This is a genomic window from Nocardia sp. NPDC004860 (assembly GCF_040609015.1).
Taxonomy (GTDB): Bacteria; Actinomycetota; Actinomycetes; order Mycobacteriales; family Mycobacteriaceae; genus Nocardia.
In genome coordinates this window covers 87,458-111,957 of record NZ_JBEXJI010000014.1, presented here as the reverse complement: position 1 = coordinate 111,957, position 24,500 = coordinate 87,458, and the positions used below count along the sequence as shown (strand labels likewise).

Below are 24,500 nucleotides of genomic sequence, written 5' to 3'. Positions count from 1 at the left end.
GACACCAGCTGGGAGTTTCGCGCTCTGGTTGCCCAAATATGATCTACGCGGATAGGTTTCGCCGGTGCGTGGATTCAGTAGGCGGATGCTATTGGGGGCCGGCGCTATCGCGGCTGGGGGGATGATGCGGGCGGGGACGGCTCAGGCCGGTGTGCCGGTGGTGGGGCCGGCGTTCGATGCCCAGTATCGGGCCATTACCAAGGTCGCCGGGGGCCGGTGGCACTGCCTGGTCAGCGATCTCGGGTCGGGGCAGCCGGTTCCGGTCGTCGAGGAGGACGCCGACTTCGTCATCGAGGGGGCCAGCGTGCAGAAGCTGGTGGTGATGACCGCGGTGATGACCGAGGTGGATGCCGGGCGGATCAAGCTGTCGGACACCACGACTCTGGATGCCGACATGGTGGCCGAGGGCAGCGGGCTGTATCTGAACCAGGCGGCGTTCGGGGATCAGCTGACGGTGGCGAATCTGCTGACGACCATGCTGCAGGTGTCGGACAACACCGCGGTGCGGTTGTTGTCGCGTTTCGTGTCCGGGGATCAGATCAACGAGATCTTGGATCGGCTGGGGTTCAAGGCGACCCGGGTGCTGCCGATACCCGGTGAGAGCCGGTTCTATCTGGGGAACACGACGGCGCGGGAGAACAACGATCTGCTGTTCCGGCTGGCGTCGGGGACGCTGCTGTCGAGGGAGTCGACGCAAGCGGTGCTGCGGATCATGACGTGGACCGCGGTGGGATACACCGACGGGATCCGGCGGAACATGTCCTCGGAGGAGCGGGCGCGCTTCGCCACCAAACACGGTGCGTCCGACGACAAGCGGCACGACACCGGGATCATGTTCGATGCGGCGGGGGCGCCGCTGGTGGTGTTCTCGTTCTTCGCCGATCAGGCGCCGGACGCGGACAACTACGGGGCTACGAATCCGGTGGTGGAGGCGCATGCCACGCTGGGGCGGTCGCTGTTCGACACCTACACGCATCTGTCGCCGCTGCAGTCGTTCATCGATCCGAAGAAGATCGCCTCGGGCGGGCACTGAGCCGGCGCGGGAAGTATCAGCCCGCCAGCAGATTTCGCATGGCGGTGAAGACCTCGGAGGCGCCGCCCAGCGACCAGCCGCCGTCGACCGGGATGACGGCGCCGTTGACGTAGGTGGCGTACGGCGACGCCAGCCACAGGCAGCAGTCGGCGATCTCCTGGGCGGTGCCGTAGCGGCCCAGCGGCACGGATCTGGCCACCAGCTCGGACAATTCGGGAGTGGGAGCCAGGCGGGCCATGCCCTCGGTGTCCTCGATGGGGCCGGGAACCACCGCATTCACCCGGATGCCCGCCGCCGCCCATTCCAGCGCCGCGACCTTGGTGAGCATGTCCACGCCCGCTTTGGCGGCGCAGGCGTGCGCCTGCAGGGTCATGGGCACGGTCGACTGCGGCGCCGAGATGGTGATGACCGAAGCCCCGGGCGTGCGCAAGTGCTCGCGAGCGGCGCGCAGGACATTGAAGGTGCCCTTCAGATCGATGTCCACCACGGCCCCGAAGGCCCGCGCCGACATGGATTCCGTTGCGGCGGGGAAGTTCCCGGCCGCGCCCGAGACCAGCACGTCCAGCTCCCCGAGCTCGGTGCAGGTGGCGGCGAGGCCCTCGGCGACCGCCTCGTAGTCACGCACGTCCGCGACGAAACCCAGGGCGGTGACCCCGCATTCACCGAGCGAGTCGACGGCTGCGCGCACCTTGTCCGGCGTGCGCGAGAGCACCGCCACCGAGGCCCCGGCCCGCGCGAAGGCTCGAGCCACAACGAGATTGATGCCGCTGGTACCGCCCGCCACGAAGACCGTCCGGCCGGAGAAATCGAAGAGGTCGCTCATCAACTGATTTTGCGGCGCGGTATCGGTGCCGATACCTGGATCGACCGGTTCGATACCGGATGGTGGCGCGGTCAGGCCACCGCGAGCACGGTCAGGCCGCCGCGAAGCGGACGGCCAGCTGGGTGCGGCTGGTGCAGGCGGTCTCCGCCAGCACCCGGCTGAGGTGCTTCTTCACGGTGTCGACGCCGATGAACAGGCGCTCGGCGATCTGCCGGTTGGTGAGTCCGCGGGCCGCCAAATCCGCGACCTCCCATTCCCGGGGCGTCAGTTGCCAATTCGCGGCGGTATCACGCCGTTCCCGGTCCCGGGTGAGCTGATCGGCGACCAGCGGGGCGAGGTGCCGCCGCAGCGAGTGCAGGACGGCAACGTCCCGTTCCGGCACCCGCAGCGAGTCCGCCACTGCCATACCGACATACAGCACACCGGCGGGACCGCCGTCCACCAGCATGGCCGCCTTGTCGTTGATTCCGTTGGGGCGCAGGAAGTCCGTCAGGAACGGAGTGGCGCCGGGAACTTCGCTGAGCCGGATGACGCCCCGGGTCCGCAAGAGATCGGCGACCAGCCCCCCGCGCAGGGGATCCGCTTCGATCCAGCGCGTGGCGTAGTCGGCGAGGAACTCGGAGGTGTACCCACCTTGGATACCGCAGCCCTCACGGATCGCCTCGTCGAGCGAATCACCGTGCAGCACAGCGACTCCGGTGAATCCGAACCAGCTCTGCAGGGCCAGCAGCAGCCGCTCCCGGAACTCGGTCAGATCCCCGGCCCGATCCACCGATTCGAGCACGCCGATCAGCCGCCGATGGTCCTCGGCACTCAACGGGTCGCCCTCGGGGAGCGGGCGGGGACGGCGAGTGGGGTCGGTGAGGGCTCCGGTCACCGATCCATATTCCACCTTTGGGCCATACCGTGGCACGCCGCGCGCGGGCATTGTCGGTGACAGCACTCCGGCGGACCCGCCGGAAGAACCGATCGAGGAAGCGACCCATGACTGCACAGACCTCCCGCCGCTGGCTGATCACCGGAGCCAACAGCGGTTTCGGCGCGGCCTTCACCCAGGCCGTGCTGGCCGCCGGGGACGAGGTGGTGGCCGCGGTGCGCCGCCCCGAGACCATGGCGGACATGGTTGTCGCGTACCCGGACCGGGTGCAGGTGGTGACCCTGGACGTGCGCGACCCGGCCGCCGCCGAGCGGGCGGTGAAAGAGGCCGGGCGGATCGACATCCTGGTCAACAATGCGGGCTACGGCATCGTCGGCGCGATCGAGGAGACCACCGAGGCCGATCTGCGGGACGCCATGGAGGTCATGTTCTTCGGCCCGCTGCGGCTGACCCAGCTGGTTCTCCCCCAGATGCGCGAGCGCCACGCGGGCGCCATCGTCCAGCTGACCAGCATGGGCGGGTTCCTGTCCTTCGCGGGCGTGGGCGCCTACAGCGCCGCCAAGGGCGCGCTGGAGCTGGCCAGTGAAGCCCTTGCCGCCGAGGTGAATCCGCTCGGCATTCAGGTGCTGATCGTCGAACCCGGGGAATTCCGAACCGGTTTCGCCAAGCCCGCCGCCCTCACCATCGGTTCCGCCATCCCGGACTACGCCGGCACCGTGGGCGCCATCCGCGACGGCCTGCCCGCCTCCGACCAGCAGCAGCAGGGCGATCCCGGCAAGGCCGCGGCCGCCGTCCTCGCGGTGATCGGTCAGGCGGACGCCCCGCTGCGCCTGGCCCTGGGCCCGGACGCGGTCGGCGCCATCCGCGGCAAGCTGGCCACCGTCGCCGCCGAGCTGGACGCCACCGCCCACCTGGGCCTGACTACCGGCTTCGACGAGGTCTGAGCCCGGATACGCGAACAGCCCGCCGATCGGTCGGCGGGCTGTTCGTATGAGCGCCGGATTACAGCGCGGCCAGCGACGCGCTTCCGGTGCTCATGGCGGCGACGATGTTGGCGAGTGCGGCGAGAATCTCCATGGGGTACCTCATCGGTTCGGGGAAGGGGAACCCGCAGCCTGGGCGACCCAGGTTACGAGCGAGCTATCAACAGGTGAACACGGTAGGGCCATTCGCTCAGAGTTGCCGTGTGTCCGTTGTGACCGAATTTGTGTAACGGTCGTCACAGGCCGCTGTTACGGTGACGCTACCGCCGTCGGGTCCGGGCGGTGGACGGCTCGTCAACGGAGGTGGTCCGTATGGCCTCGGTTCTGCATTCGGCTCGGCAGCGCATGGCGCACACCGGTGAGGCACTCGAGGGCCTGAGGCGTTTGCGGGAGTTGGGGTTGAGCGATCCCACCGATCCGGTGGGGACGGTCCGATTACTCAGGGACGCCAGGGTTTTCGGGCCGCCGGCGACCGCGGTACGGCGCGCGGCGCGCCTGTTCGGGGACCGGCCGGCCCTCGCGGACGAGCGGGGTGAGCTCACCTACCGGGAGCTGGACGAGCAGTCGAACGCGCTGGCGCGCGGATTGCAGCGCAACGGCGTCAAACCCGGAACCGTGGTGGGCGTGCTGGCCCGCGATCACCGGGGCCTGGTGCTGACCATGGCGGCACTGGGCAAACTCGGCGCGCGGCTGGCACTGATGAACACCGGATTCGCCAAACCGCAGTTCGCCCAGGTCTGCGAGCGCGAGAACGTGCGAGTCGTATTGCATGACAGCGAATTCCTCGGCCTGCTCGACGCCCTGCCCGAGGATCTTCCGCGCATACTGACCTGGGTCGACGAGGGCACCGAAATACCGTCCGGCACAAAAACTCTGGACGAGCTCATCGCGGCCAACGCGCCGACGCCGCTGCCCGCGCCGAAGCAGCCGGGCGGCTTCATCATCCTCACCTCGGGCACCACCGGCCTGCCCAAAGGCGCCCCGCGCGAACGCACCGGACCACTGTCGACGGTGCAGATGGTGGACCGCATCGACTTTCCGCAGCAGGGCACGATGGTCATCGTCTCCCCCATCTTCCACTCCACCGGATTCGCGACCTGGCTGACCGCGTGCGCCTTCGGCAACAAGGTGGTGATGGCGCGCCGCTTCGACGCCGAGCGGACGCTGCGCCTGATCGCCGAGCACCGCGCCGACATGCTGGTGGCGGTGCCGACCATGCTGCATCGAATGGTCGAGCTGGACAAGGAGATTCGCCAGCAGTACGACACCTCCTCGCTGACCGGGATCGTGCTGGCCGGTTCGGCGCTGTCGCCGGAGCTGTCGGTGCGCACGGCCGAGGTGTTCGGGCCGGTGCTCTACAACCTCTACGGCTCCACCGAATGCGCGATCGCCTCGGTCGCCCGGCCCGAGGATCTGGCCCTCGCACCGGGGACGGCGGGGCGGGCGCCGCTCACCTGCGAGGTGGCGCTCTTCGACGACGACGGGCGGCGCGTCCTCGCCAAGAACGTGACGGGCCGAGTCTTCATCCGCTCGGGCTCGCCGTTCAAGGGCTATACCGACGGGCGGATGAAGGAGGTCATCGACGGGTACATGTCCAGCGGCGACGTCGGGCACTTCGACGATCGCGGACTGCTGTTCATCGACGGCCGCGACGACGACATGATCGTCTCCGGCGGCGAGAACGTCTTTCCGCAGGAGGTCGAGAACCTGCTGCTGGAGCGCCCCGACGTATTCGATGCGGCAGTAGTCGGCGTGGACGATGTGGAATTCGGTAAGCGCCTGCGCGCGTTCATCGTTCCCGAGCCCGGCGCGAAGCTCGCGCCGGAGGAGATCAAGACCTATGTGAAGGCCAATCTGGCCCGCTACAAGGTGCCGCGGGACGTCTTCTTCCTCGACGATCTGCCGCGCAATGCCACCGGCAAACTGCTGCGCCGGGTCCTCGTGGAGTACGAGCCACCCGTCGCGAGTCAGTAGGCGGCACAGCGCCGAGTCAAGAGGCGGCACAGCGCCGAGTCAACAGGCGGCAGAGCGCCGATGGCGGCCGCGACACGGCGGCAATCCTGGGATCCCCACCACGAGCTGCGCGGTTTATTCGTAACCGCGAGTAACGGAGACCTCGGCCACACCCCGGCTGCCTGCGCTTGCTAGGGTTAGCACCGCACTGGATCTCGATGTTGCGGTCCGTCGGCCGACTCGTCCGGCGGGGGATCGCGGAAGGTTGTACCCATGTCACTTGCCCTTCCATCGGCTGGCACGGTTCTACGCAAGGCCGGCGATACGGCACTCAGCGTCAATGCCATGGTCCGAGGGGGACTCTTCAATCCGTTGCGCCCCGATCACGCGGTGCGCTCGGCGCTCAATGTGCTGAAGTTCGGTCCGTTCGCGGGCGCGGTCGTGCACGCGGCCAACACCAATCCCAAGTCCGCGGCCATTGTCGACGAGCGTGGTGAGCTGACCTTCGAGCAGCTCGACCAGCAGTCCAATGCCTTCGCGCGCGGCCTCGCCGCCCAGGGCCTGGGCCCCGGCGATGTGATCGGTGTACTGGCCCGCGACCACCGCGGCATCGTGCTCAGCCTGGTCGCGGCCGGCAAGCTGGGCGTGCGCGCGGTACTGATGAACACCGGCTTCGCCAAGCCGCAGTTCACCGATGTGGCCGCCCGCGAGAACGTCAAGGCGGTGCTGCACGACAGCGAGTTCTTCGATCTGATGTCGGCCATTCCGGCCGAGATTCCGCGCATCCTGACCTGGGTCGACGAGCAGGACAATGCCGACCCGTCGATTCCGACCATCGAGTCGGTGGCGGCCGGGCAGTCCACCGCGCCGCTGGCGCCGCCGGAGAAGCCGGGCGGCATGGTCATCCTGACCTCGGGCACCACCGGCACCCCCAAGGGCGCGCCGCGCGACAGGGTCAGCCCGTTCATCACGGCCCAGTTCCTGGATCGAATCCCGTTGCCGCGCAACAGCACCGTGGTGATGGCCGCCCCGATCTTCCACGCCACCGGCCTGTCGCAGTTCACGCTGTCGATCGCGCTGGGCAACCGGGTGGTGTTCCAGCAGCGCCGCTTCGATCCCGAGGGCACGCTGGCCAATATCAAGAAGTTCCGCGCACAGGGTCTGACCGTGGTCCCGACCATGCTGCAGCGCATCCTGGACCTGCCGGAAGAGACGCTGGCGAAGTACAATCCGGCGGAGACCCTGAAAGTCGTCTTCGCCGCCGGCTCGGCCATCCCGCCGGACGTCGTCACCCGCACCCTCGACTACTTCGGCGAGACCCTCTACAACGTGTACGGCTCCACCGAGTGCGCGGTCATGACCGTGGCCACCCCGTCGGAACTGCGCAAGGCCCCGACCACCGCGGGCAAGGCGCCGGTCGGCATTCGCGTCGCGCTCTACGACGAGAACCGCAAGCGCATCTCCGCGCCCAACGTGACCGGCACGATCTTCATCGAGAACGGGCACTCCTTCAAGCAGTACACCGACGGCCGCACCAAGGAGTACGTGGACGGCCTCATGTCCTCCGGCGACGTCGGTCACTTCGACACCGACGGGCTGCTGTTCATCGACGGCCGCGACGACGACATGATCGTCTCCGGCGGCGAGAACGTCTTCCCGCAGGAGGTCGAGAACCTGCTGTCCAACCGCCACGACATCCTGGAGGCGGCGGTGGTCGGGGTCGACGACCGCGACTTCGGAAAGCGCCTGCGCGCCATCGTGGTTCCGGGGCCCGACTCCAACCGGGACGTGCAGGAGATCAAGGACTACGTGAAGGAGAACCTGGCGCGCTACAAGGTGCCGCGCGAGGTGATCTTCCTCGATGAGCTGCCGCGCAATGCCACCGGAAAGCTGCTGCGCAAGCCGCTGATCGAGATGGAAGTCACGGAGAATTAGCCAAAGCCGTTCACACCCCGCCGGTTAACGGCAGGGTACGGATAGGGGCGAGATCAGGCCTGGCTATTATCAGCGCGTGAACATCGAATCCGGCCGCTCTACAGCGCATTCCCGCAGCGATGCTGCGGTATTGCGCGGTGGGGCGGCCGGTTCGGTATCCGGGGCGCTCGCGGTGGCCGCGCACGGCTGGATCTCGGGGGCCGCGCCCCTGGAGTCCGGTCCACTGACGCTGCTGGTCGCCGCCTCGGCCGCGGTCGGCGCGGTGGTGGCGAGCGTGCACACGCTGCGCAGCACGGCGCTCGGGCTGGTGGTCGCGCTGATCGGCGGGCAATTCCTGGGTCACTTCAGCATGATGTGGGGCTCGCCGGGCAGCATGCACCATCACCACCACAATGCCTCGATGTGGAGTCCGGCCATGCTGGCCGCGCACATCGTGGCAGCGTGCGCGGCGGCCGTCGTCATCCTCGGTGCGGAAGCGGCCTATCGGATCGGCACCACGGTACTGTCCTGGGCGCTGCCGCTACCTGTTTCACTACCGGTGCTCACCGGGCCGCCGCTGCTGCCCATCGCGCACCGGGATCTCGTCGTGCTGCGCATCTTCGCGGCCGACGTCTTCCGCACTCGCGGACCACCCGCGCTCGTTCGAGGCTGATTCCCTTCTTTTCACACCCGGGCACACGGACTTTCGCGTCCGTGTGACTTCGCCGTGCACCCGCGTCCGTCGCGGTGGCGTCATGCGCGTCCGGGCATCCCCATGACCGCTGTGCGCACGCGGTGGCAGTCGCGTGCGCACCATGAGGGGGTCATGGTGTGCCCTGACATGCGTCGCCTCGACGTGTTCGCTCCCCGTACCGCGTGTCCCCGGGTGTTCCCTCGAACCCGAAAGATCGCTGGTGACAATCACTGACAGCGGTGTCGATACGACACCGCCGCCCTCCCCTACCCGGACGACGGAGCCGCCGTCCGGCCGGCCCTCGAAACGTGGCGCGGGCAATGCCTTTCAGGCGCTCATGCTGCGACTGCACTTCTACGCCGGCGTCTTCGTGGCGCCGTTCATCCTGATCGCGGCCGTGACCGGTGCGCTGTACGCGATCTCGCCGACGCTGGAGACCGTCACCTCCAGCGGCCTGCTGCACACCGATTCGACCGGCCCGGCCAAGCCGTTGCGAGAGCAGGTCGCCGCCGGGCAGGCGGCCGAGCCGAAGCTGGCGCTGGTGGCGGTGGCCCCGGGACAGCACGCCGGGGAGACCACGCGCGTGCTCTTCAGCGATCCGTCGCTGGGCGAATCCGAGCGGCGCGCGGTGTTCGTCGACCCGGTGACCGCGCAGCCGGTGGGCGACAGCGTCGTCTACGGCAGCTCGGGCGCGCTGCCCATGCGCACCTGGATCGACCAGCTGCACAAGGATCTGCACCTGGGCGCGTTCGGCCGCTACTACAGCGAGATCGCGGCCTCCTGGCTGTGGCTGGTGGCGCTGGCCGGTCTGGTGCTCTGGTACCGGCGGGTGCGGGCGCGGCGCGAGAAGCGGTCGCCCGGCTGGCTGCTGCGGCCGGACCGCTCGCGGCCGCGGGCCCGGACACTGAATTGGCATGCGGTGGTGGGTGTCTGGATCCTGCCGGTGCTCCTGCTGCTGTCGGTCACCGGTATGACCTGGTCGAAGTACGCGGGTGAGAACGTCACTCAGCTGCGGCAGGCGATGAGCTGGACCACGCCCGCGGTGAGCGCCAAGCTGCCCGGGTCGACCGGTCCGGCCATGTCCGCGGGCGGCGAACACGATCACCACGGTGGCGGTGCGGCCGCGGCCATGCCTCCCGCCGACAAGGCTGCACTGGTCGACACCGTGTACGGCGTCGCCCGGGCCAACGGCCTGACCGGGCCCTTGGAGATCAGCATTCCGGCCAAGGACGGTATGGCCTTCGTGGCGCAGGAGCTGCGCCGGCCCGGCCAGTACACCCGCGATGCCATCGCGGTGGACGGCGCGACCGGCAATGTCACCGACAAGCTGCCGTACTCCGACTGGCCGCTCATGGCCAAGCTCACCAACTGGGGCATCCAGTTCCACATGGGCCTGATGTTCGGCCTGGCCAATCAGCTGTTGCTGCTGGTCATCATGGCCGGGCTGGTCACCGTGATCGTGCGCGGCTACCTCATGTGGTGGCGGCGTCGCCCGACCAAGGAGTCGAGGCTCGCCGTGGGCAAGGCCCCGCGCCGGGCGCTGGCGCAGACCCCGCTGATCGTCCTGGCGCCGTTGGCAGCGGCCGCCGCGGTGGTCGGCTGGTTCGCGCCCATGATCGGCATTCCGCTGCTGGGCTTCTTGGTGATCGACGTGCTGGTGGGTGTGGGAGCCCGCCTGCGCGCCACCGCCTAGTCCACGAAAACCGCTGAGCGACACGGCCTCCGGGTCGTGCCGTCGGCCGGTCACACCCTTTCGCGGCTCACGCACAGAGCAGAGCCGCGCCATCCGTGCGGACCCTGACCCGCACTGACGAAAGACGAAACCTGATGAAGCTCAACAAGTTCGCCGTGTCCGCCGCCCTCGTGACGACCGCACTCGGGGTCACCGCCGGAACCGTGAACGCCGCACCCGCCCAGTCCGACGCGGGTGTCGTCAACTACACCGCCACCGCCGGCGAGAGGGACCTGACCATCCGCACGGATGCCGGGTCGCTGGTGGTGGACAACGGCGTTCTGAAGATCGAGGCCGCCGACGGAACCACGGTCGCGGGCACCGAATTGTCGTTCCGGGTGGACGATTTCGTCTTCCCGATCGCCGCCGACATCCACGACCGCGTCGCCACGCTCACCCCGCAGTTCGACACCGCCCACGCGGTCTACCAGCCGGTCGCGCTGCCCTTCGAGAACAGCGCGCCCTGGAAGTCGGACTACGAGCGTGAACAGGCCGCCTGGAGCCGCATGACCAGCACCATCTCCATGGGCGCCACCATCGGCACCCTGGCCGGCGGCCTCGGCGGCGCGGCTCTCGGCTGCCTGCTCGGCGCCGTCGGCGCCGCCGGACTGGTCACCCTCGGCTCCGCAGGCGTCCTCGCCGCCATGTTCGTCCCGCTCCTCGGCGCAGCCGGCACCGGCTGCCTCATCGGCGCAGGCGCCGTCGGCTTCGTCGGCACCATCGCCGGCCAGCTCTTCGTAACCGCCCCGGTAGCCATCGCCGCCGCAGTCCAGTACTTCACAACCATCACCCAGCCCTCGATCACGCCCGCGAAGTAACCCGAAACCCGTTGCCGCCGACCGATTCACCAACTCCCCGATCGGCCGGCGGCACCGTGGTTACGACCGAAAAACAGGCCTCCCGCCACCATTTACACCGACCCGGACGACAGCAGCACACCAACGGTCACTACTGACATACCGCCGAACTGACCGAGGCCGGGCGAATGACCCACACGCACTACAGGTTTCGCGGCTCGGCGGACAGCGCGTTGCTCGGCGGAGGGTTACCGCTCGGGTCCGGCCGCACGTGGATCCAGTTACGGCGGACAGCCTCTGACGACGAGTTGGAGGTACAGCGCGGGTCAGGGAAGGCGGTGGGCGCCGGCGGAGGGGGTTGCCGTGTAGTCGCGGGGTGGGGGGAATCCCTTGGTGGCGAAGGATTCTCGAATGGCAGTGACGATGTTGGGGGTGTCGTCGCGGTCGGCGAGGGCGAGGATGCTGCCGCCGAAGCCGGCGCCGGTCATGCGGGCGCCGTGGGCGCCGGCGGCGAGGGCCGCGTCGACGGCGGTGTTCAGCGGTGGGGCGGAGACTTCGAAGTCGTCGCGGAGGGATTGGTGGGCGGCGGTGAGGAGGGGGGCTATGGTGCGGGGGTCGGCGCCGGTGCGCAATTGTTCGGCTATTTGCAGGACACGGGCGTTTTCGGTGATCACGTGGCGGGCGCGGCGGCGGAGGAGGGGGTCGGTGAGGCGGTCGGCTTCGGCGGCGAAGGGGATGTCGCGGAGGGTGGGAGCGTCCAGTTGAGCTGCGGCGGCGGCACATTCGACGCGGCGGGCGGCGTAGTCGCTGTCCACCAGGCGGCGGGGGGTGCCGGTGTCGATGATGAGCAGCGTCAGGCCGAAGGCGGCCAGGTCGAAGGGGATCTGCTCGGTGGCTCCGGTGCGGGTGTCGAGGAAAAGGAGGTGGCCTGCGGTGCAGAGGAGAGAAGCGGACTGGTCGAGGGTGCCGGTGGGGACGCCGGCGTAGACGTTTTCGGCGGTACGGGCGATGTCGATGAGCTCGGTGTCGGTGACGGCGGGGGCGAAGAGGTCCCGCAGAGCGATGGCGACCGAGCAGGACAGGGCCGCCGAGGAGGACAGGCCCGCGCCGATCGGGACGGTGCCGTCGAGATCGAGGTGGACGCCGGGCACCTCGTGGCCGCGGCGCTCGAATTCACGGATGACGCCGAGCGGGTAGCGCGACCAGGCGGGGAATTCGGACCAGCCGCCGGCGGCGAGGCCGGCCATGGTGGTGTCGACGAAGTCACCGGGCGCCTGCCGGGATCTCAGCCGCGCCACACCACCCGGCCCGGCCGCGGCGGTGCAGGTCACACCCAGTGGCAGGGCCATCGGGAGCACGTAGCCGTCGTTGTAATCGGTGTGCTCGCCGATGAGATTCACCCGGCCCGGGGCCCACCAGCGTCCCGCCGTCGTTTCCACTTCCGGCTCCTGTTCACAGGTTCGCGCAGGCCGTACGGTTCGATTCGCTGGGGAGCATAGCGAGTCTCGCGGAAAGTGATCCTGCGGGTTCGCCGAACTCCGCTCCGGAGCGGCCGTTTTCATGTCATGATCGGTTCGGTTGCCCAGATAGTGGCAGCGCCTTTTCTCTACCGGGCACTCTGCCACCGCTGCGCGGGACCTATGCTCGTACCGCAACACTCGGTTGATGATCGGCGGTGTCTTTTCGAGTACTGCTCGGATAAGGGGGGCTGGTGGGAACGGACGCACAACTGGCCGAACGGTCTGGTCCGCGCTTCAAAATCTGCTGGCGCACCGTGCTGTTCATCGGTGGCGTGCTCATTCTCGGACTGCCCATGGTGGTCAATACCCGCGCGGTGGCCCTGGGCACCCTGTTCGTGTCGGTGGCCATCAGCCTCACCATGATCGGGCTCGGCGTACGCAGGTACCACCCCCGCCATCCCCTGCCCTGGTATCTGCTGTCGGCGTCCGCCGTGCAGTTCGCCATCGGCACCGGGCTGCGCCACATCTCCGAATCGCAGCGCCACCCCTTCGACGATCTCTTCACCCTCAGCGGATACTGCTGCGTCGGCGTGGCCGCGGTGCTGTGGCTGCGCCCCCGGCAGAACAGCACCGACCACGATCTGCTGCTGGACTCCGGGCTGATCGGCCTGGGCGCGCTACTGCTGTCGTGGACGTTCCTCATCTCACCGGTGCTGCACATGACGCACCACACCTACTTCACCACCATCACCTCGGTCGCGGATCCGATCGTGGACGCCCTGCTGCTCACCGTGATCGTGCACTCGGTGATCACCTCGGCGCGCTCGGAAACCTCGCTGCGACTGGTGCACCTGGCCATGCTGGTGATCCTGGCCGGTGACCTGGCCTACAACCTGGAAACCGCGGGCTCGGCGGTCTTCGGCCGCCAGATCCAGCTGCTGCCACTGCAACTGGGCTTCACGCTGATCGGCGCGGCCGCCCTGCACCCGAGCATGGTGGTCCTCGGCGAGCCGCGCGACATCCATCCGCACCGGTCCCGGCAGCGGGCCAGCATCATCGCCATCGTCATGATCGTGGCCTCGCTGGTGCCGGTGGTGGGCTCCAGCCTCGACACACTCGACCGCGTGGTGGTGTCCTCGCTCTTCGCCCTCCTACTAGCGGGCGTACTACTACGCAGCGAACGCGCCATCGAACGCAGCGCCCGCAGCGAACGGCGCGCGCAGTATCAGGCAGACCACGACATGCTCACCGGACTCCTGAACCGCGCCGCCCTGCTGCGGGCGCTGCATCGTAATCGGGAGCGTTGGGCCGGACAGCCTTTGGCCCTGCTGTTCATCGACCTCGACGGCTTCAAGCGGGTCAACGACAACTACGGCCATGCGGTGGGTGACGAGCTCATCGCCAATGCCGCCGCCCGCATCCGCCGTGTGATCCGCCGCGATGACGCGGCCGCCCGCTACGGCGGTGATGAATTCGTGGTGCTCGCCCCGCTGGCGCAGCAGCAGGTCCGCCAGCTGGCGGAGCGGCTGCTCGCCACCCTGGGAGAACCGTTCGAGCTGAGCGCGGCCGAGGTGCGAATAGCGGCCAGTATCGGAATCGCCTGCACCAAGCCACGAGAGACCGAGACCACCGTCTACGAGCTACTGCGCGAGGCGGATTCGGCCATGTACCACGCCAAGGAATACTCCCTCGGCTACATCTTCCACGACGACCTGCGCCGCAGCCGTCCCGAATCCGGTCCTCGTAGCTGGCAGCGCGAATCCGCGGTATGACGCGGAAGCGGCCCAGCCCCACACGAAATGGGTTGGGCCACCGGTCCTCGCGCCGGAGTTACCCGCGTGGAATCTCGTCAGGCCAGGTCTTCGAGTAGCCGACGGGCCGATTCGAGTTCGGCCTGCAGCTGCGCGACCTTGGCCTGCTGGGCGGCACGGACCGACTCGTGGATGGAGTCGACGACCTCGGCGAATTCGGGGTGGAGAATCTTGGCGGCCTGGGCCACAGCGGAACTCGTGACCGGCAGGCCCTTGATGGTGCGCTTCTTGCCGTTCACGACATCCAGGGTCCACTCCCCCTCGGCGGTGCCGCTGAGGGTGACCGTCACCTCGGGAGCCTTCGGCTTCTTCGCGGCGGCACTGTTGGCGGCATTGCGGGCCGGACGCGACGCGGCGGGCTTGGCCTTGGCCTCGGGCGCGGATTCCGCAGCCGGCTGCGGGGTCTCGACCTTGGCTTCCGGAGCGGGCGAAGCGCTCGGCGCGCTGGCCGGCATCGTCACGGGAGACGACATCGTCACGGTGGGTTCCTTCCTGGTTGCCGTTTTCGGTTGAGCTCCGGCCGGTTTGGCCGGGTTCTGCCGGGCCGGTTTGGTCAGGGTCACCTCGGTGGGACCGAAGGACAGCACATCCTTCGAGCCCGTCGGCTTCACCTGCAGGAAATCCCCCTCGGACGGATCCCCGAGGGACATCACCTTTCCGGAACGGCCTTCCGGGACGCCGACCGCCACCGCGGTGAACCACACCATCGGTGGCCGGCCCGCGTCGATTTCCGCGGCGATCTGCCGAATTTCGGTATCCGACAAGGGCTGTGGCTTGGTACGGGTCGACATGGGGCACTCCGGGCGGACGGGGCGGACATCTGCGTGCCAAGAGCATGCACCATGGCACCGACAAATCCACATCCGGAGAACGCACATGGTCACCGCCCGAGAGCCAGTGAACCGTCAGCTATTCCTACTGGTGCGGCCCACAGAGCATGGCCGGCGCTGGTGATCCTAAGCGTCCGCCCCTGTCCCCGCGCAACTTTCGAGGCAGCGCGACCGCCCGGCCGCCCGATTCGCGAGGATCGGTCAGAGTTGCTCGACCCCGCGCAGCACACACCGGACGGTCTGTGGCCGCGACACCGGATTCAGCCGCGTCTCGGTGGTGAAGTCCTGTGTCGAGCCCGGCGCCACCAGCACCTCGGTGCGTGTCCGTTCCAGATCGGTGGACTCCGGCGACATGAAACTGATCACCACCAGATACCGGTGCTCCACCACATCCCGATTGCTCACCACCGCCGTCGCCTGCCAGCCCGCCGAGGTCCCCGCGCAGGCGGTCACGAAGGCGCTGCGCTGCATCTCGCCCGAGTCGCTGGCGGCCATCTCGCTGTTCGCCTGGTGTGCGTGCGCGGCATCGGTATGGGCGCATCCGGTCAGCAGCGCCGCACATCCCGAGACGACGCCGACGAGACCTCGGCCGGGGGTGATCATGAATCTCCCATTCCACCGCGCACTTCCGCCCCCGCACTCCTGTTGCGGCTGATTAGCCGCGCGCCGAGAGTACCCCAGCTCGACCGCGTGTCGTCACATGACGGCATAGGTGTGTCGCGCCCGGAAACCGGCCGTACGCTCGCCTTTCGCGCGCCCGCGCGGACCTGCCTACGATCGATCGGGTGAAGGTTCTCGGAGCATGCCCACTCGACTGCCCGGACGCCTGCTCCTGGGTGGTGGACGTGCAGGACGGCCGGGCGACCGGCCTGCGCGGCAACCGCGAGCACCCGGTCACCCGGGGCGCGCTGTGCGTGAAGGTGAACCGCTACCTCGACCAGGTCCACTCTCCCGAGCGCCTCACCCGGCCATTGCGCCGGGTCGGCCGCAAGGGCGAGGGCCGCTTCGAACCGATCGCCTGGGACGAGGCACTCGACGAGATCGCCACCCGGCTCACCGGCATCCTCGCCGAGTACGGCGGCGAGGCCGTCTGGCCCTTCCACGGCACCGGCAGCCTCGGCTACATCCAAGGACTGGAAGGCTTTTCCGGCCGGCGGTTCTTCAATGCGCTCGGCGCCTCCCTGCACGACCCGACCATCTGCTCCGTCGCGGGCAGCACGGGGCTGAAATACACACTGGGCACCGCAGGCGGCATGGACCCGGAGCAGCTGGCGCAGTCGCGGCTGATCCTGCTGTGGGGCACCAATCCGCTCAGCTCCGGCCATCATGTCTGGAAGTTCATCCAGGACAGCGGCGCGTACACGGTGGCCATCGATCCGGTGCGCACCCGCACCGCCGAACGCTGTGACGAACACCTCGCCCCGCTGCCCGGCACCGACGCGGCGCTGGCGCTGGGGCTCATGCACGTCATCGTCGGGCTGGGCGCCGAGGACACCGAGTTCCTGGAAACCCGCACCGAGGGCTGGCCCGAATTCCGTGACCGCGTCGCGCAGTACCCGCCGGAGCGGGTCGCCGAGATCACCGGGCTGCCGGTGGAACGCATCGTGGCTCTGGGCGAACGCATCGCCCGCACCCGGCCCACGGCCATTCGCGCCTCGCAGGGGATGCAGCGGCACGCGGGCGGCGGGATGGCGCTGCGCACCCTGGCCTGTCTGCCCGGTGTCACCGGCGACTGGGCGATTCCCGGTGGCGGACTGCACTATTCGACCAGCGGGCACTTCCGGCTCGACACACCAGCGCTGATGCGATTCGATCTGCTGCCGCATCCGGTGCGGACGCTGTCCATGACCCGCATGGGCGAGGTGCTGCTGGACACCGACGGGCCGCCGGTCAAGGCGCTGTTCGTGATCGCGGCGAATCCGGTGGGGTCCAATCCCGATCAGCGCCGGGTGATCGAGGGCCTGTCCCGCGAGGATCTGTTCACCGTTGTCCTGGAACACTTTCCGACCGACACGGTCGACTACGCCGATATCGTCCTGCCGGCCACCATGCAGCCCGAGCACCTCGATGTGCTGGCCGCGTACGGCAATCTCTATCTGGTCTGGAACGAACCGGCCGTGACCCCGCCCGGTGAATGTCTGCCCACCACCGAGACCTTCCGCCGATTGGCCCGGCGCCTGGGGCTGACCGAACCGGCGCTGTACGACTCGGATGAGGATCTGGCGAACCAGCTGCTGAAGCAGCACGACGTCGACCGGCTGCGCGCCGACGGCTTCCTGAAGATCGATCCGCGCCCGGTTCCCGTGGACAAGCTCCGGTTCGTGTCGGACCGCGCGGCGCGGGCGGGCCATGATCCGCTGGCCGGGTACACCCCGCCCGCCGATCCGGGCGACGGACTGGTGCTGATCTCCGCGGCGTCGCACTACTTCCTGAACACCAGCTTCGGCGTCGATCCCGAATTACGCAGGCGCGCAGGCGCACCGACCGTCACGATCCATCCCGGGGACGCGGAAGCGCGCGGCATCGCGGACGGCGATCCGGTCACCGTTCACAATGATCGCGGCTCCTTCGAGGCCGTCGCCGAGGTGTCCGACCGGGTCCGGCCCGGTGTCGCCGCGACCACGAAGGGCCGCTGGGCCAAGCACTCCGGCGGTGCGACGGTGAATGCGACGGTCGCGGAACGTGATTCGGACTTCGGCGGCGGCGCGGTGTTCCACGACAACCGGGTATCGATCACCCCGCGCCGCTGACCGCGCCGGTCAGGAGGTGGCGTCGAGGGTCTCCAGGACCCGCCGCGCCTGGTAGTCCGCGCCGAGTTGGTTGGGGTGGAACGGCACCGCGAGCCCGACCGGGCTGCCCGAGAACGGCAGCAGCCCCTCCACCCAGCGGGTGCCGACGGGCTGACAGGCGTCATGCCCGGAGCTGCCGTCGTAGGTATCGACGAACTCGACTCCGGTCTCGGCGGCCACCCGCCCGAGCATGTCGTGCAGTTCGATCAGCTTCTGCCCCAGCCAGATGGCGTCGGGGTCGGCGATGGGGATCTCCGGCCAGCAGCCGCCGTCGAGGCCGATGCCCTCGAAGTAGTCGAGCAGCAGGATGCGGGCGTGCGGGGCGCGCTCGCGAATGCCGGCGATGGTGGCGGACACCCGGGGTTCGGTGCGGGCGATGTTCTGCGACATCCGGTCGACGCCTCCCACCACCATCTCGTTCAGGCAGGGGCTGACGGCGGGGTCGAGCGTGATGCAGCCGGTGACGGTGGCCGCGAGACCCGCGTCATTGCCGCCGATTTCGAGGGTGACCAGGTCGGTGTTCTCGGTCAGCCGGTCGAACTGCGGCGCGTTGTCGCCGAGCGCGGTGTGCTGCGGCCGGGTCATGTCGGCGGTGACCGCGCCGCCGCAGGTGGCGTCGCGGAACACCGGCACGGCCAGGGCCGCGGCGACCTGCTTGGCGTAATTGTGGACGCTCTGCACGCAGGGCACCGGGGTGAAGGCGGTGGTGAGCTGGCTCAGGGTGGCGTCGGCGGCCCAGGAATCGCCCAGGGCCACATACTCGTTGACGGCTGCGCCGGTGTCTGGGATGGCGGGTTCGGCCTGGGCGGCGGTGGTGGGCACGAGGGCGGCGAGGGCGGCCATGGTCAGCAGTGCACGCGAGGTCTTCATGTCGGTTCTCCCCTGGACCAGCCCAATACCGAACATTGAACTGTATTCAGCTCGGAAACCTAACAGCTGCAGGACCGCGGCGCGCGGCGAATTGCGACAGTCTTCAGTCGCAACCACTCCCGGCCCCGGCTCAGACCCGATCCACCGACTCCCAGCGCTCGCGCCCCGGCGACTCCACCCGCTCGTAGCCCAGCAGCACATCGTGGGCGACCTCGCCGTCGGCGACCGTGACCCGGCTGAACACCGCCGGATATCCCCGGGCCATCACGGTGTAGCGCCCCTCCGCCAGATCCGGCACGGCATAGCGGCCGGTGTCGTCGGTGCGGGTTACGGCGATCAGATCACCGGCCTCGTCCAGCACCGTGATCTGGGCATCGGGCACGCCGTGCCCGCGGTCGTTGCAGGCCGATCCGGCCAGCACCGCGCGCGGCGCCAATTCGATGTCGTGGCGCAGCATTCCGCTGTCCGGCACGGTCAGGGTGACGGCGGAGGGACGCATGTGATCGGCCACCGCGACCAGCGTGTAGGTGCCGGCCAGCACGCCACGGCAGATGAAATCGCCCTCGGGGGTGGTGACCGTCGAGCCGACCACGTCACCGAACGCGTCGGTGAGGGTGATGGTCGCATCGCCCAGCGGCGCACCGCGTCCCACCGACCGCACCACGCCCGACACCTCGCCGGATCCGAGCAAGGCCACATCCAGGCGGTGCGGGCGGCTGCCGACCGAAATGGTCACCGCGGCGGGCTGATACCCGAACGCCGACACGATCAGTACGTAGCCGCCCGCCCGCGGGACCGCGATGACATAGCCGCCGTCGGGTTGGCCGACGGTGCGCGAAACCTGGCGTCCGTGTTGGTCGATGAGGGTGAGCACGGCGTCGGGCACCGACTGCCCGTCCTCGCGGTGCACGCACCCCGACACCGACAGCCCCGACGGCTCGGCGATATGGAATTCCGGCTCCGGCTCCGGCTCGAGTTCGGGCTCGATTTCCGGCTCGGCGATCTCCTCCACGACCGGCGTCGGAACATCCTGCAGCGGAATCTCTTTCATGAACACGAGCACGAACGCCGCCACCACCGCCACCGCGGCCGCCACGACGAACACCCCGCCCATGGCGTGGGTGAATCCGGTCAGGATGGGTACGCGCAGCTGGTCCGGCAATGCCGCGATGCCGCTGGTGTTGCTCTGGATCCGGCCCAGCTGCCCGGCGTCGAATCCCGGTGGCAGCTGCCCGCCGAAGGCCGCCAGGATCTTGTGCGGCAGCAGGTTGAACAGGATGGTCAGGAAGACCGCGACGCCGAGCGTGCCGCCCATCTGCCGGAAGAAGGTGGCCGACGCGGTGGACACACCCATATCCGAGCGCGGCCCGGCGTTCTGCGCCGCGATGATGAGCGTCTGCATGCACCCGCCGAGGCCGAAACCGATGATGCCGCAGTACAGCAGCGGCTGCCACAGCGGGCTGTCGTAGTGCACCAGCGCGAACAGCACCGACCCGGCGCCGATCACCAGCGAGCCGAGGATCGGCAGCACCTTGTAGCGCCCGGTGAATTTGGTGATGAGCCCGGACAATTGCGCGCCCAGCATGATGCCCACCACCAGCGGCAGCATGAAGAGCCCGGAGCGCGTGGGCGAATATCCGCGCACCACCTGGAAGTACAGCGGCACCAGCACGATCGCGCCGAACATGGCGACACCGACGATGAACCCACCCAGGATGGCGATGCTGAAGGTGCGATTCGCGAACAGCCGCAGCGGAATCAGCGCGCTGTCCTTCATGAGGAATTCGACGATCAGGAACAGCACCAGTCCGGCCGCCGCGATGCCGTAGCAGAGCAGCGCGCGATGGGAGCCCCAGCCCCAGTCCCGGCCCTGCTGGGCGACGATCAGCAGTGGAACCGTGCCCGCCGCAAGGGTTATCGCCCCCAGCCAGTCGGTGCGGTGGCGGTGCCGCGCGAAGGGCACGTCCAGCACCTTGCCGACCACCAGTAGCGCCAGCACCCCGATCGGCACGTTCACCAGGAACACCCAGCGCCAGCCCGCGAGCCCGAGAATGTGGTCGGCATTGGAGAAGAACCCGCCCAATACCGGTCCCAGCACCGTGGCGATGCCGAAGACCATCATGAAATAGCCCTGGTACCTGACCCTTTCGCGGGGCGGCACGATATCGCCGATGATGGTGAAGGCGAGCGACATGAGCCCGCCCGCGCCGACGCCCTGCAGCGCACGGAATCCCGCGAGCTGGTACATGGAGGTGGCGAAGGTACAGCACACCGAGCCGATCACGAAGATGCCGATGGCGATGAGATAGCAGGGTTTTCGGCCGTAGATGTCGGCGAGCTTGCCGTAGAGCGGCGTCGAGATGGTGGCGGTGATGAGGTAGGCCGTGGTGGCCCAGGCCTGTTTGTCGAAGCCGTGCAGGCTGTTGGCGATGCGGACGATCGCCACGCTCACGATGTTCTGGTCCAGCGCCGCCAGGAAGACGCCCAGCAGCAGGCCGGACAGGATGGTCATGATCTGACGGTGCGACAGCGTTCTCTCGATCGGCGCTGCCCGGTCGCTCGGTGCCGGGGCGGCCGGTGCGACCCGGACCGGCGCCGCCACCCGTGCCGGGGTGGACACCGATGTCTGGGTGGAGATGTTGGTCATGTTTGGGGCCCTTGTCGGATTTCGGCTGTCCGTGCGTGCGGTGCTACTCGAAAAGACCTCGCCATGAAGCAATTCGGGCAGCTTACTCCCGCCGATCGGGGCCCCTCACACGAGGTGGTGGTTACGCCTCCGTTTGCGCGTAGAGCGGAATACCGGTGTGGAAGAAGCGAATGAGCCGCCCGATGCGCACGCAGTGGTCGGCCCCACGCTCGAAGTGGTGGGCCAGCAGCGCGATATCGATGGCCATGGCCGACCCGTGCGGCCAGCCGTCGTCGGCCGCCAGCTCCACCAGCCGCCCGCGTAGCCGCTCCAGGTTCTCGTCGCGCGGCACCAGGGCGCGATCGCGCGGCGGGTTCTGTGCCGCAATGACTTTGCCCGCCAGATCGGTGAGATCGGTGACCGCGGCGGACATTTCCGCGAGCAGGTCGAGGACGTGCTGCGGGGCCACCGCATTCGGGTAGCGGCGCACCACCACATCGGCCACCCGGCTCAGGGCGCGGCTGACCGCCAGCAGGTCGTCGGCGATCTGCATGGCCGTCACCACCTGGCGTAGGTCGCGGGCCACCGGCGCCTCCAGGGCCAGCAGGATGACCGACCGGTCCTCACATTTCGCGTGCTCGATCTCCACCTGCTCTTCGAGCGCGAACACCTCGTAGGCGGCGGTCAGGTCGCTGCCGAGGAGCGCCGTCGCGGCCCGTTCGGAAGCCTCATGCGTCAGCCGCGCCATATGCGCGAGCTCATCGGTCAGCGCTATCAGCTCGCTGGAGAATTTCGTGCGCACTCGCATATCTTGGCCGCCCACCCGCATGCCTGCACACTATCGCGGCAAAACCTTTATCCCCGAATGGCTCTCGGTTCTCGTCCCGAGCCAAGAACCGACCGCCCAGTCGGGCGTCCGGCGGCTCCGTGGCTACTACCTGGCTGCGGGGCCGTTCTCGGTGCGGTGCAGTACCCAGGTGCCGCGGCCCGCGGCCTTGGCGCGGTACAGGCCCACATCGGCGTCGTCCAACAGCTTTTCGGCATTCGCGCCGGCAACCGGAGTGACAACGGCGCCGATGCTGGCCGAAATCGACAGCAGATCGCCGGGACCGACCGGAACCGGGTCCCGCAGCGTCGCGAGCATGGTCTCGGCGGCCGCGTGGGCCGTGTCGTCGTCGCAGGGCGGTGCGAGCAGCGCGACGAACTCGTCTCCTCCGATGCGGGCCGGCGTGACCGTCGGCGAGGTCAGGGTCGCGTCGAGCCTGCGGCCGACCTCGGCCAGCACGCTGTCTCCCGCGTGGTGGCCGTAGCGATCGTTGATCATCTTGAACGCGTCGAGATCGAGGAAGCACAAACCGATGTGATCGCCGGGACGGGCCGCCGCCACAATGGCCTCCAACTGCTCGAGCAGGCAATGACGATTCGGCAGACCCGTCAACGGGTCGTGACGGGCCTCCCACCACAGTTTCTGCTGCATGGCCCGCCGTTCGGTGATGTCCTCCCCGACGGCGAGCACGCGCACGTCACGCCCGTCCGCGTCGTGCACCAGGGTCATCGTCCATGCGCCCCAGCAGACGGTGCCGTCGGGGCGACAGAAGCGGCCTTCCACGTGCGCGGTGCCGCTTCTGCGCTTGAGCAAACCGACGACCGCGTGCCGGAGCTTGTCGCGGTCGTCGGGGTGCATCAAGTCCAGCGCGGACACCCCCGGCAGGTCCTCCTGGTTCATCCCGACCATCCGTGCCGTCGTGGAATTGGCCTCGAGGGTGATGCCGTAGTCGTCGTAGAGCGCGATAGCCACCGCGGCGTTGTCGAACACCACGCGGAAACGTTGCTCGGCAGCGTCCTGGCTGCGGGCGTGGACGTCCAGCAGCTCGGTGGTGTAGCCGCGAGCAAGCTCGCCCAGGAGCGCGCCGAACCGCTGTGCGCGATCCGGGCGCGGTGACCGCTCCAGCAATCCGGCCAGCACCGCCGCGGTCGAGGTCATCATGGCGGGGACCGTCAGGTTCGACCGGACCATCTCGACCCCGACTCGGCATGCGGGCGACGGGTCGAACGACTCGGCCGACAAGGCGGCTTCCAGCGTGACGATCCATCGCGTCGTCAACTGGCGGATGTCGGGCGGCACAGCTGTCGCCACGCCACCGCAATCGACCAGGGCCGCCGACCATTCCCGCGCCATCTCGGCAACCTCACGACTGTCCATCCGTGAGGACCTTCCTCCATCGCCGGACCATCGAGGTCCAGCACTTCCCTCCCCACTCGCTAACAATGAGCATACGAAAGAACCGCTGTGCCGTGTCCGTGCCGGCCGACCGAGCTAGGCCGGCGCGGGCTCGGCCGCGGGCCGCACCCGGGCCCGGGCGGTGCCGAGGATCGAGCCCAGGATCACCAGCGGGAAGCCGATCGCCATGCCCGCGGTGAGGGGCTCGTCCAGCAGCGAGACGCCGATCAGCAGTGCCACCGCGGGATTGATGTAGGTGATGACGGTGGCGCGCGACGGGCCGACCTCGCCGATCAGGGCGAAGAAGACCACGAAGGCCAGCGCGGTGCAGATCAGGCCCAGGCCCACCACCGACCAGCTCGCTCCGGCCGGGAAGCGAGAAGGCGTCCGCCACAGCGCGAACGGCAGATAGATGGCGGCGGCGAAGATCAGCGACCCGGTCACCACGCCGATCGGCGGCAGCTCGGCCAGCTTGCGGTCGATGATGATCGGGCCCAGCGCATAGCCGATGACACTCACGCCGATGGCCGCCAGCGCACCCAGATTCGAGACGTCGATATCCAGACCGACGAGGGCGGTCACGCCCGCGAAGCCGATCACCAGGCCGAGAATGCGCCGCGGATCGAGGCGTTCGTGCCCGAGTCGGGTGGTGAGCACGATGGCGATCAGGGGCACCGCCGCGATCAGCAGACCCACCGTCGAGCTGGTCAACCTGGTCTCGGCGCGCCCGATGAGCAGCCACGGACCGGTGATCTCGACGATCGTGTACACCAGCACCCAGCGCCAGTGCCGCAGCGCCGGCCGCAGCACCCGGGTGGACAGCGCGATGGGCAGCAGCACCAGCGCACCCAGGAGGGTCCGCCCGAAGGCCACGAACACCGGATCGAAATCCCGCACCGCGACCCGGATCATGGCGTACGGCACACCCCAGATCACACCCATGCCCAGGAACAGCAGCCAACCGCGCTTGCTCACCGCCCCACCCCACAACCTCGTCGCACGACACACTCCTTCCGAACCCCGGGAGCGTAAGCCACGCCGCCGACACGCTGAATCGGTCGTCCGGACGCCACGGGCGTCCGAACTA

General features: G+C 68.7%; 19 protein-coding genes. 9 read left to right on the top strand and 10 right to left on the bottom strand.

Annotated elements, in window-relative coordinates:
- The first annotated feature begins 85 nt into the window (after window positions 1-85).
- The gene (locus ABZV44_RS24620) at window positions 86-1,033 is read left to right on the top strand and encodes a serine hydrolase (RefSeq protein WP_354840531.1); all 948 of its coding nucleotides are present in this window, start codon (window positions 86-88) and stop codon (window positions 1,031-1,033) included.
- A 16-nt stretch (window positions 1,034-1,049) separates the two neighbouring features.
- Here the strand turns inward: ABZV44_RS24620 and ABZV44_RS24615 are convergent, their stop codons facing one another.
- Together ABZV44_RS24615 and ABZV44_RS24610 are read right to left on the bottom strand one after the other, a co-directional pair.
- Window positions 1,050-1,856 carry an SDR family oxidoreductase gene (locus tag ABZV44_RS24615; protein ID WP_354840529.1) on the bottom strand — a complete coding sequence of 269 codons (807 nt, stop codon included), beginning with the start codon at window positions 1,854-1,856 and terminating at the stop codon, window positions 1,050-1,052.
- Window positions 1,857-1,947: 91 nt separating this feature from the next.
- Window positions 1,948-2,733: a LuxR C-terminal-related transcriptional regulator gene (locus tag ABZV44_RS24610; protein ID WP_354840526.1), complete on the bottom strand. Its 786-nt coding sequence runs from the start codon at window positions 2,731-2,733 to the stop codon at window positions 1,948-1,950.
- A 107-nt stretch (window positions 2,734-2,840) separates the two neighbouring features.
- Here ABZV44_RS24610 and ABZV44_RS24605 point away from each other — a divergent pair, with 107 nt between their 5' ends.
- From ABZV44_RS24605 to ABZV44_RS24580, 6 genes are all read left to right on the top strand, one after another.
- Entirely contained in the window at window positions 2,841-3,677 is an 837-nt protein-coding gene (locus tag ABZV44_RS24605) for an SDR family NAD(P)-dependent oxidoreductase (protein WP_354840523.1), read from the top strand.
- Window positions 3,678-4,028: 351 nt separating this feature from the next.
- Entirely contained in the window at window positions 4,029-5,690 is a 1,662-nt protein-coding gene (locus ABZV44_RS24600; RefSeq protein ID WP_354840520.1) for an acyl-CoA synthetase, read from the top strand.
- Between the two features lie 252 nt (window positions 5,691-5,942).
- Window positions 5,943-7,604 carry an acyl-CoA synthetase gene (locus ABZV44_RS24595; protein WP_354840517.1) on the top strand — a complete coding sequence of 554 codons (1,662 nt, stop codon included), beginning with the start codon at window positions 5,943-5,945 and terminating at the stop codon, window positions 7,602-7,604.
- Window positions 7,605-7,680: 76 nt separating this feature from the next.
- A complete protein-coding gene (locus ABZV44_RS24590) occupies window positions 7,681-8,256 on the top strand; it encodes a hypothetical protein (RefSeq protein WP_354840515.1) in 576 nt (191 codons plus the stop codon).
- 358 nt (window positions 8,257-8,614) lie between these two features.
- Window positions 8,615-9,970 (top strand): PepSY-associated TM helix domain-containing protein, encoded by a 1,356-nt coding sequence (locus tag ABZV44_RS24585; protein ID WP_354840826.1) that lies wholly within the window; start codon window positions 8,615-8,617, stop codon window positions 9,968-9,970.
- A 134-nt stretch (window positions 9,971-10,104) separates the two neighbouring features.
- Entirely contained in the window at window positions 10,105-10,827 is a 723-nt protein-coding gene (locus ABZV44_RS24580; protein WP_354840512.1) for a hypothetical protein, read from the top strand.
- A gap of 305 nt (window positions 10,828-11,132) precedes the next feature.
- On the opposite strand, the gene galK is transcribed toward ABZV44_RS24580, so the two are convergent.
- Window positions 11,133-12,245, bottom strand: coding sequence for a galactokinase (gene galK, locus ABZV44_RS24575; RefSeq protein ID WP_354840509.1), 1,113 nt, complete (start codon window positions 12,243-12,245; stop codon window positions 11,133-11,135).
- Between the two features lie 272 nt (window positions 12,246-12,517).
- Between galK and ABZV44_RS24570 the strand changes: the two genes are divergently transcribed.
- On the top strand, window positions 12,518-14,038 hold the full coding sequence (locus ABZV44_RS24570; protein WP_354840506.1) for a GGDEF domain-containing protein: 1,521 nt from the start codon (window positions 12,518-12,520) through the stop codon (window positions 14,036-14,038).
- Window positions 14,039-14,115: 77 nt separating this feature from the next.
- Here the strand turns inward: ABZV44_RS24570 and ABZV44_RS24565 are convergent, their stop codons facing one another.
- Window positions 14,116-14,868, bottom strand: a complete 753-nt coding sequence (locus ABZV44_RS24565; protein WP_354840504.1) for a DUF6319 family protein — start codon at window positions 14,866-14,868, stop codon at window positions 14,116-14,118.
- A 240-nt stretch (window positions 14,869-15,108) separates the two neighbouring features.
- Window positions 15,109-15,510, bottom strand: a complete 402-nt coding sequence (locus ABZV44_RS24560) for a hypothetical protein (RefSeq protein WP_354840501.1) — start codon at window positions 15,508-15,510, stop codon at window positions 15,109-15,111.
- A 182-nt stretch (window positions 15,511-15,692) separates the two neighbouring features.
- Between ABZV44_RS24560 and ABZV44_RS24555 the strand changes: the two genes are divergently transcribed.
- Window positions 15,693-17,657, top strand: a complete 1,965-nt coding sequence (locus ABZV44_RS24555; protein WP_354840498.1) for a molybdopterin oxidoreductase family protein — start codon at window positions 15,693-15,695, stop codon at window positions 17,655-17,657.
- Between the two features lie 9 nt (window positions 17,658-17,666).
- Here ABZV44_RS24555 and ABZV44_RS24550 read toward each other — a convergent pair whose 3' ends face one another.
- The 5 genes from ABZV44_RS24550 to ABZV44_RS24530 form a co-directional block, all read right to left on the bottom strand.
- Complete coding sequence (locus tag ABZV44_RS24550; RefSeq protein ID WP_354840495.1) at window positions 17,667-18,566, bottom strand: SGNH/GDSL hydrolase family protein; 900 nt, start codon at window positions 18,564-18,566, stop codon at window positions 17,667-17,669.
- Between the two features lie 130 nt (window positions 18,567-18,696).
- Window positions 18,697-21,078 carry an MFS transporter gene (locus tag ABZV44_RS24545; protein WP_354840823.1) on the bottom strand — a complete coding sequence of 794 codons (2,382 nt, stop codon included), beginning with the start codon at window positions 21,076-21,078 and terminating at the stop codon, window positions 18,697-18,699.
- A 256-nt stretch (window positions 21,079-21,334) separates the two neighbouring features.
- Entirely contained in the window at window positions 21,335-21,994 is a 660-nt protein-coding gene (locus ABZV44_RS24540) for a PhoU domain-containing protein (protein WP_354840492.1), read from the bottom strand.
- 132 nt (window positions 21,995-22,126) lie between these two features.
- Window positions 22,127-23,395 carry a sensor domain-containing diguanylate cyclase gene (locus tag ABZV44_RS24535; RefSeq protein ID WP_354840489.1) on the bottom strand — a complete coding sequence of 423 codons (1,269 nt, stop codon included), beginning with the start codon at window positions 23,393-23,395 and terminating at the stop codon, window positions 22,127-22,129.
- Between the two features lie 114 nt (window positions 23,396-23,509).
- Entirely contained in the window at window positions 23,510-24,388 is an 879-nt protein-coding gene (locus tag ABZV44_RS24530; RefSeq protein ID WP_354840487.1) for a DMT family transporter, read from the bottom strand.
- Between the last annotated feature and the right edge of the window lie 112 nt (window positions 24,389-24,500).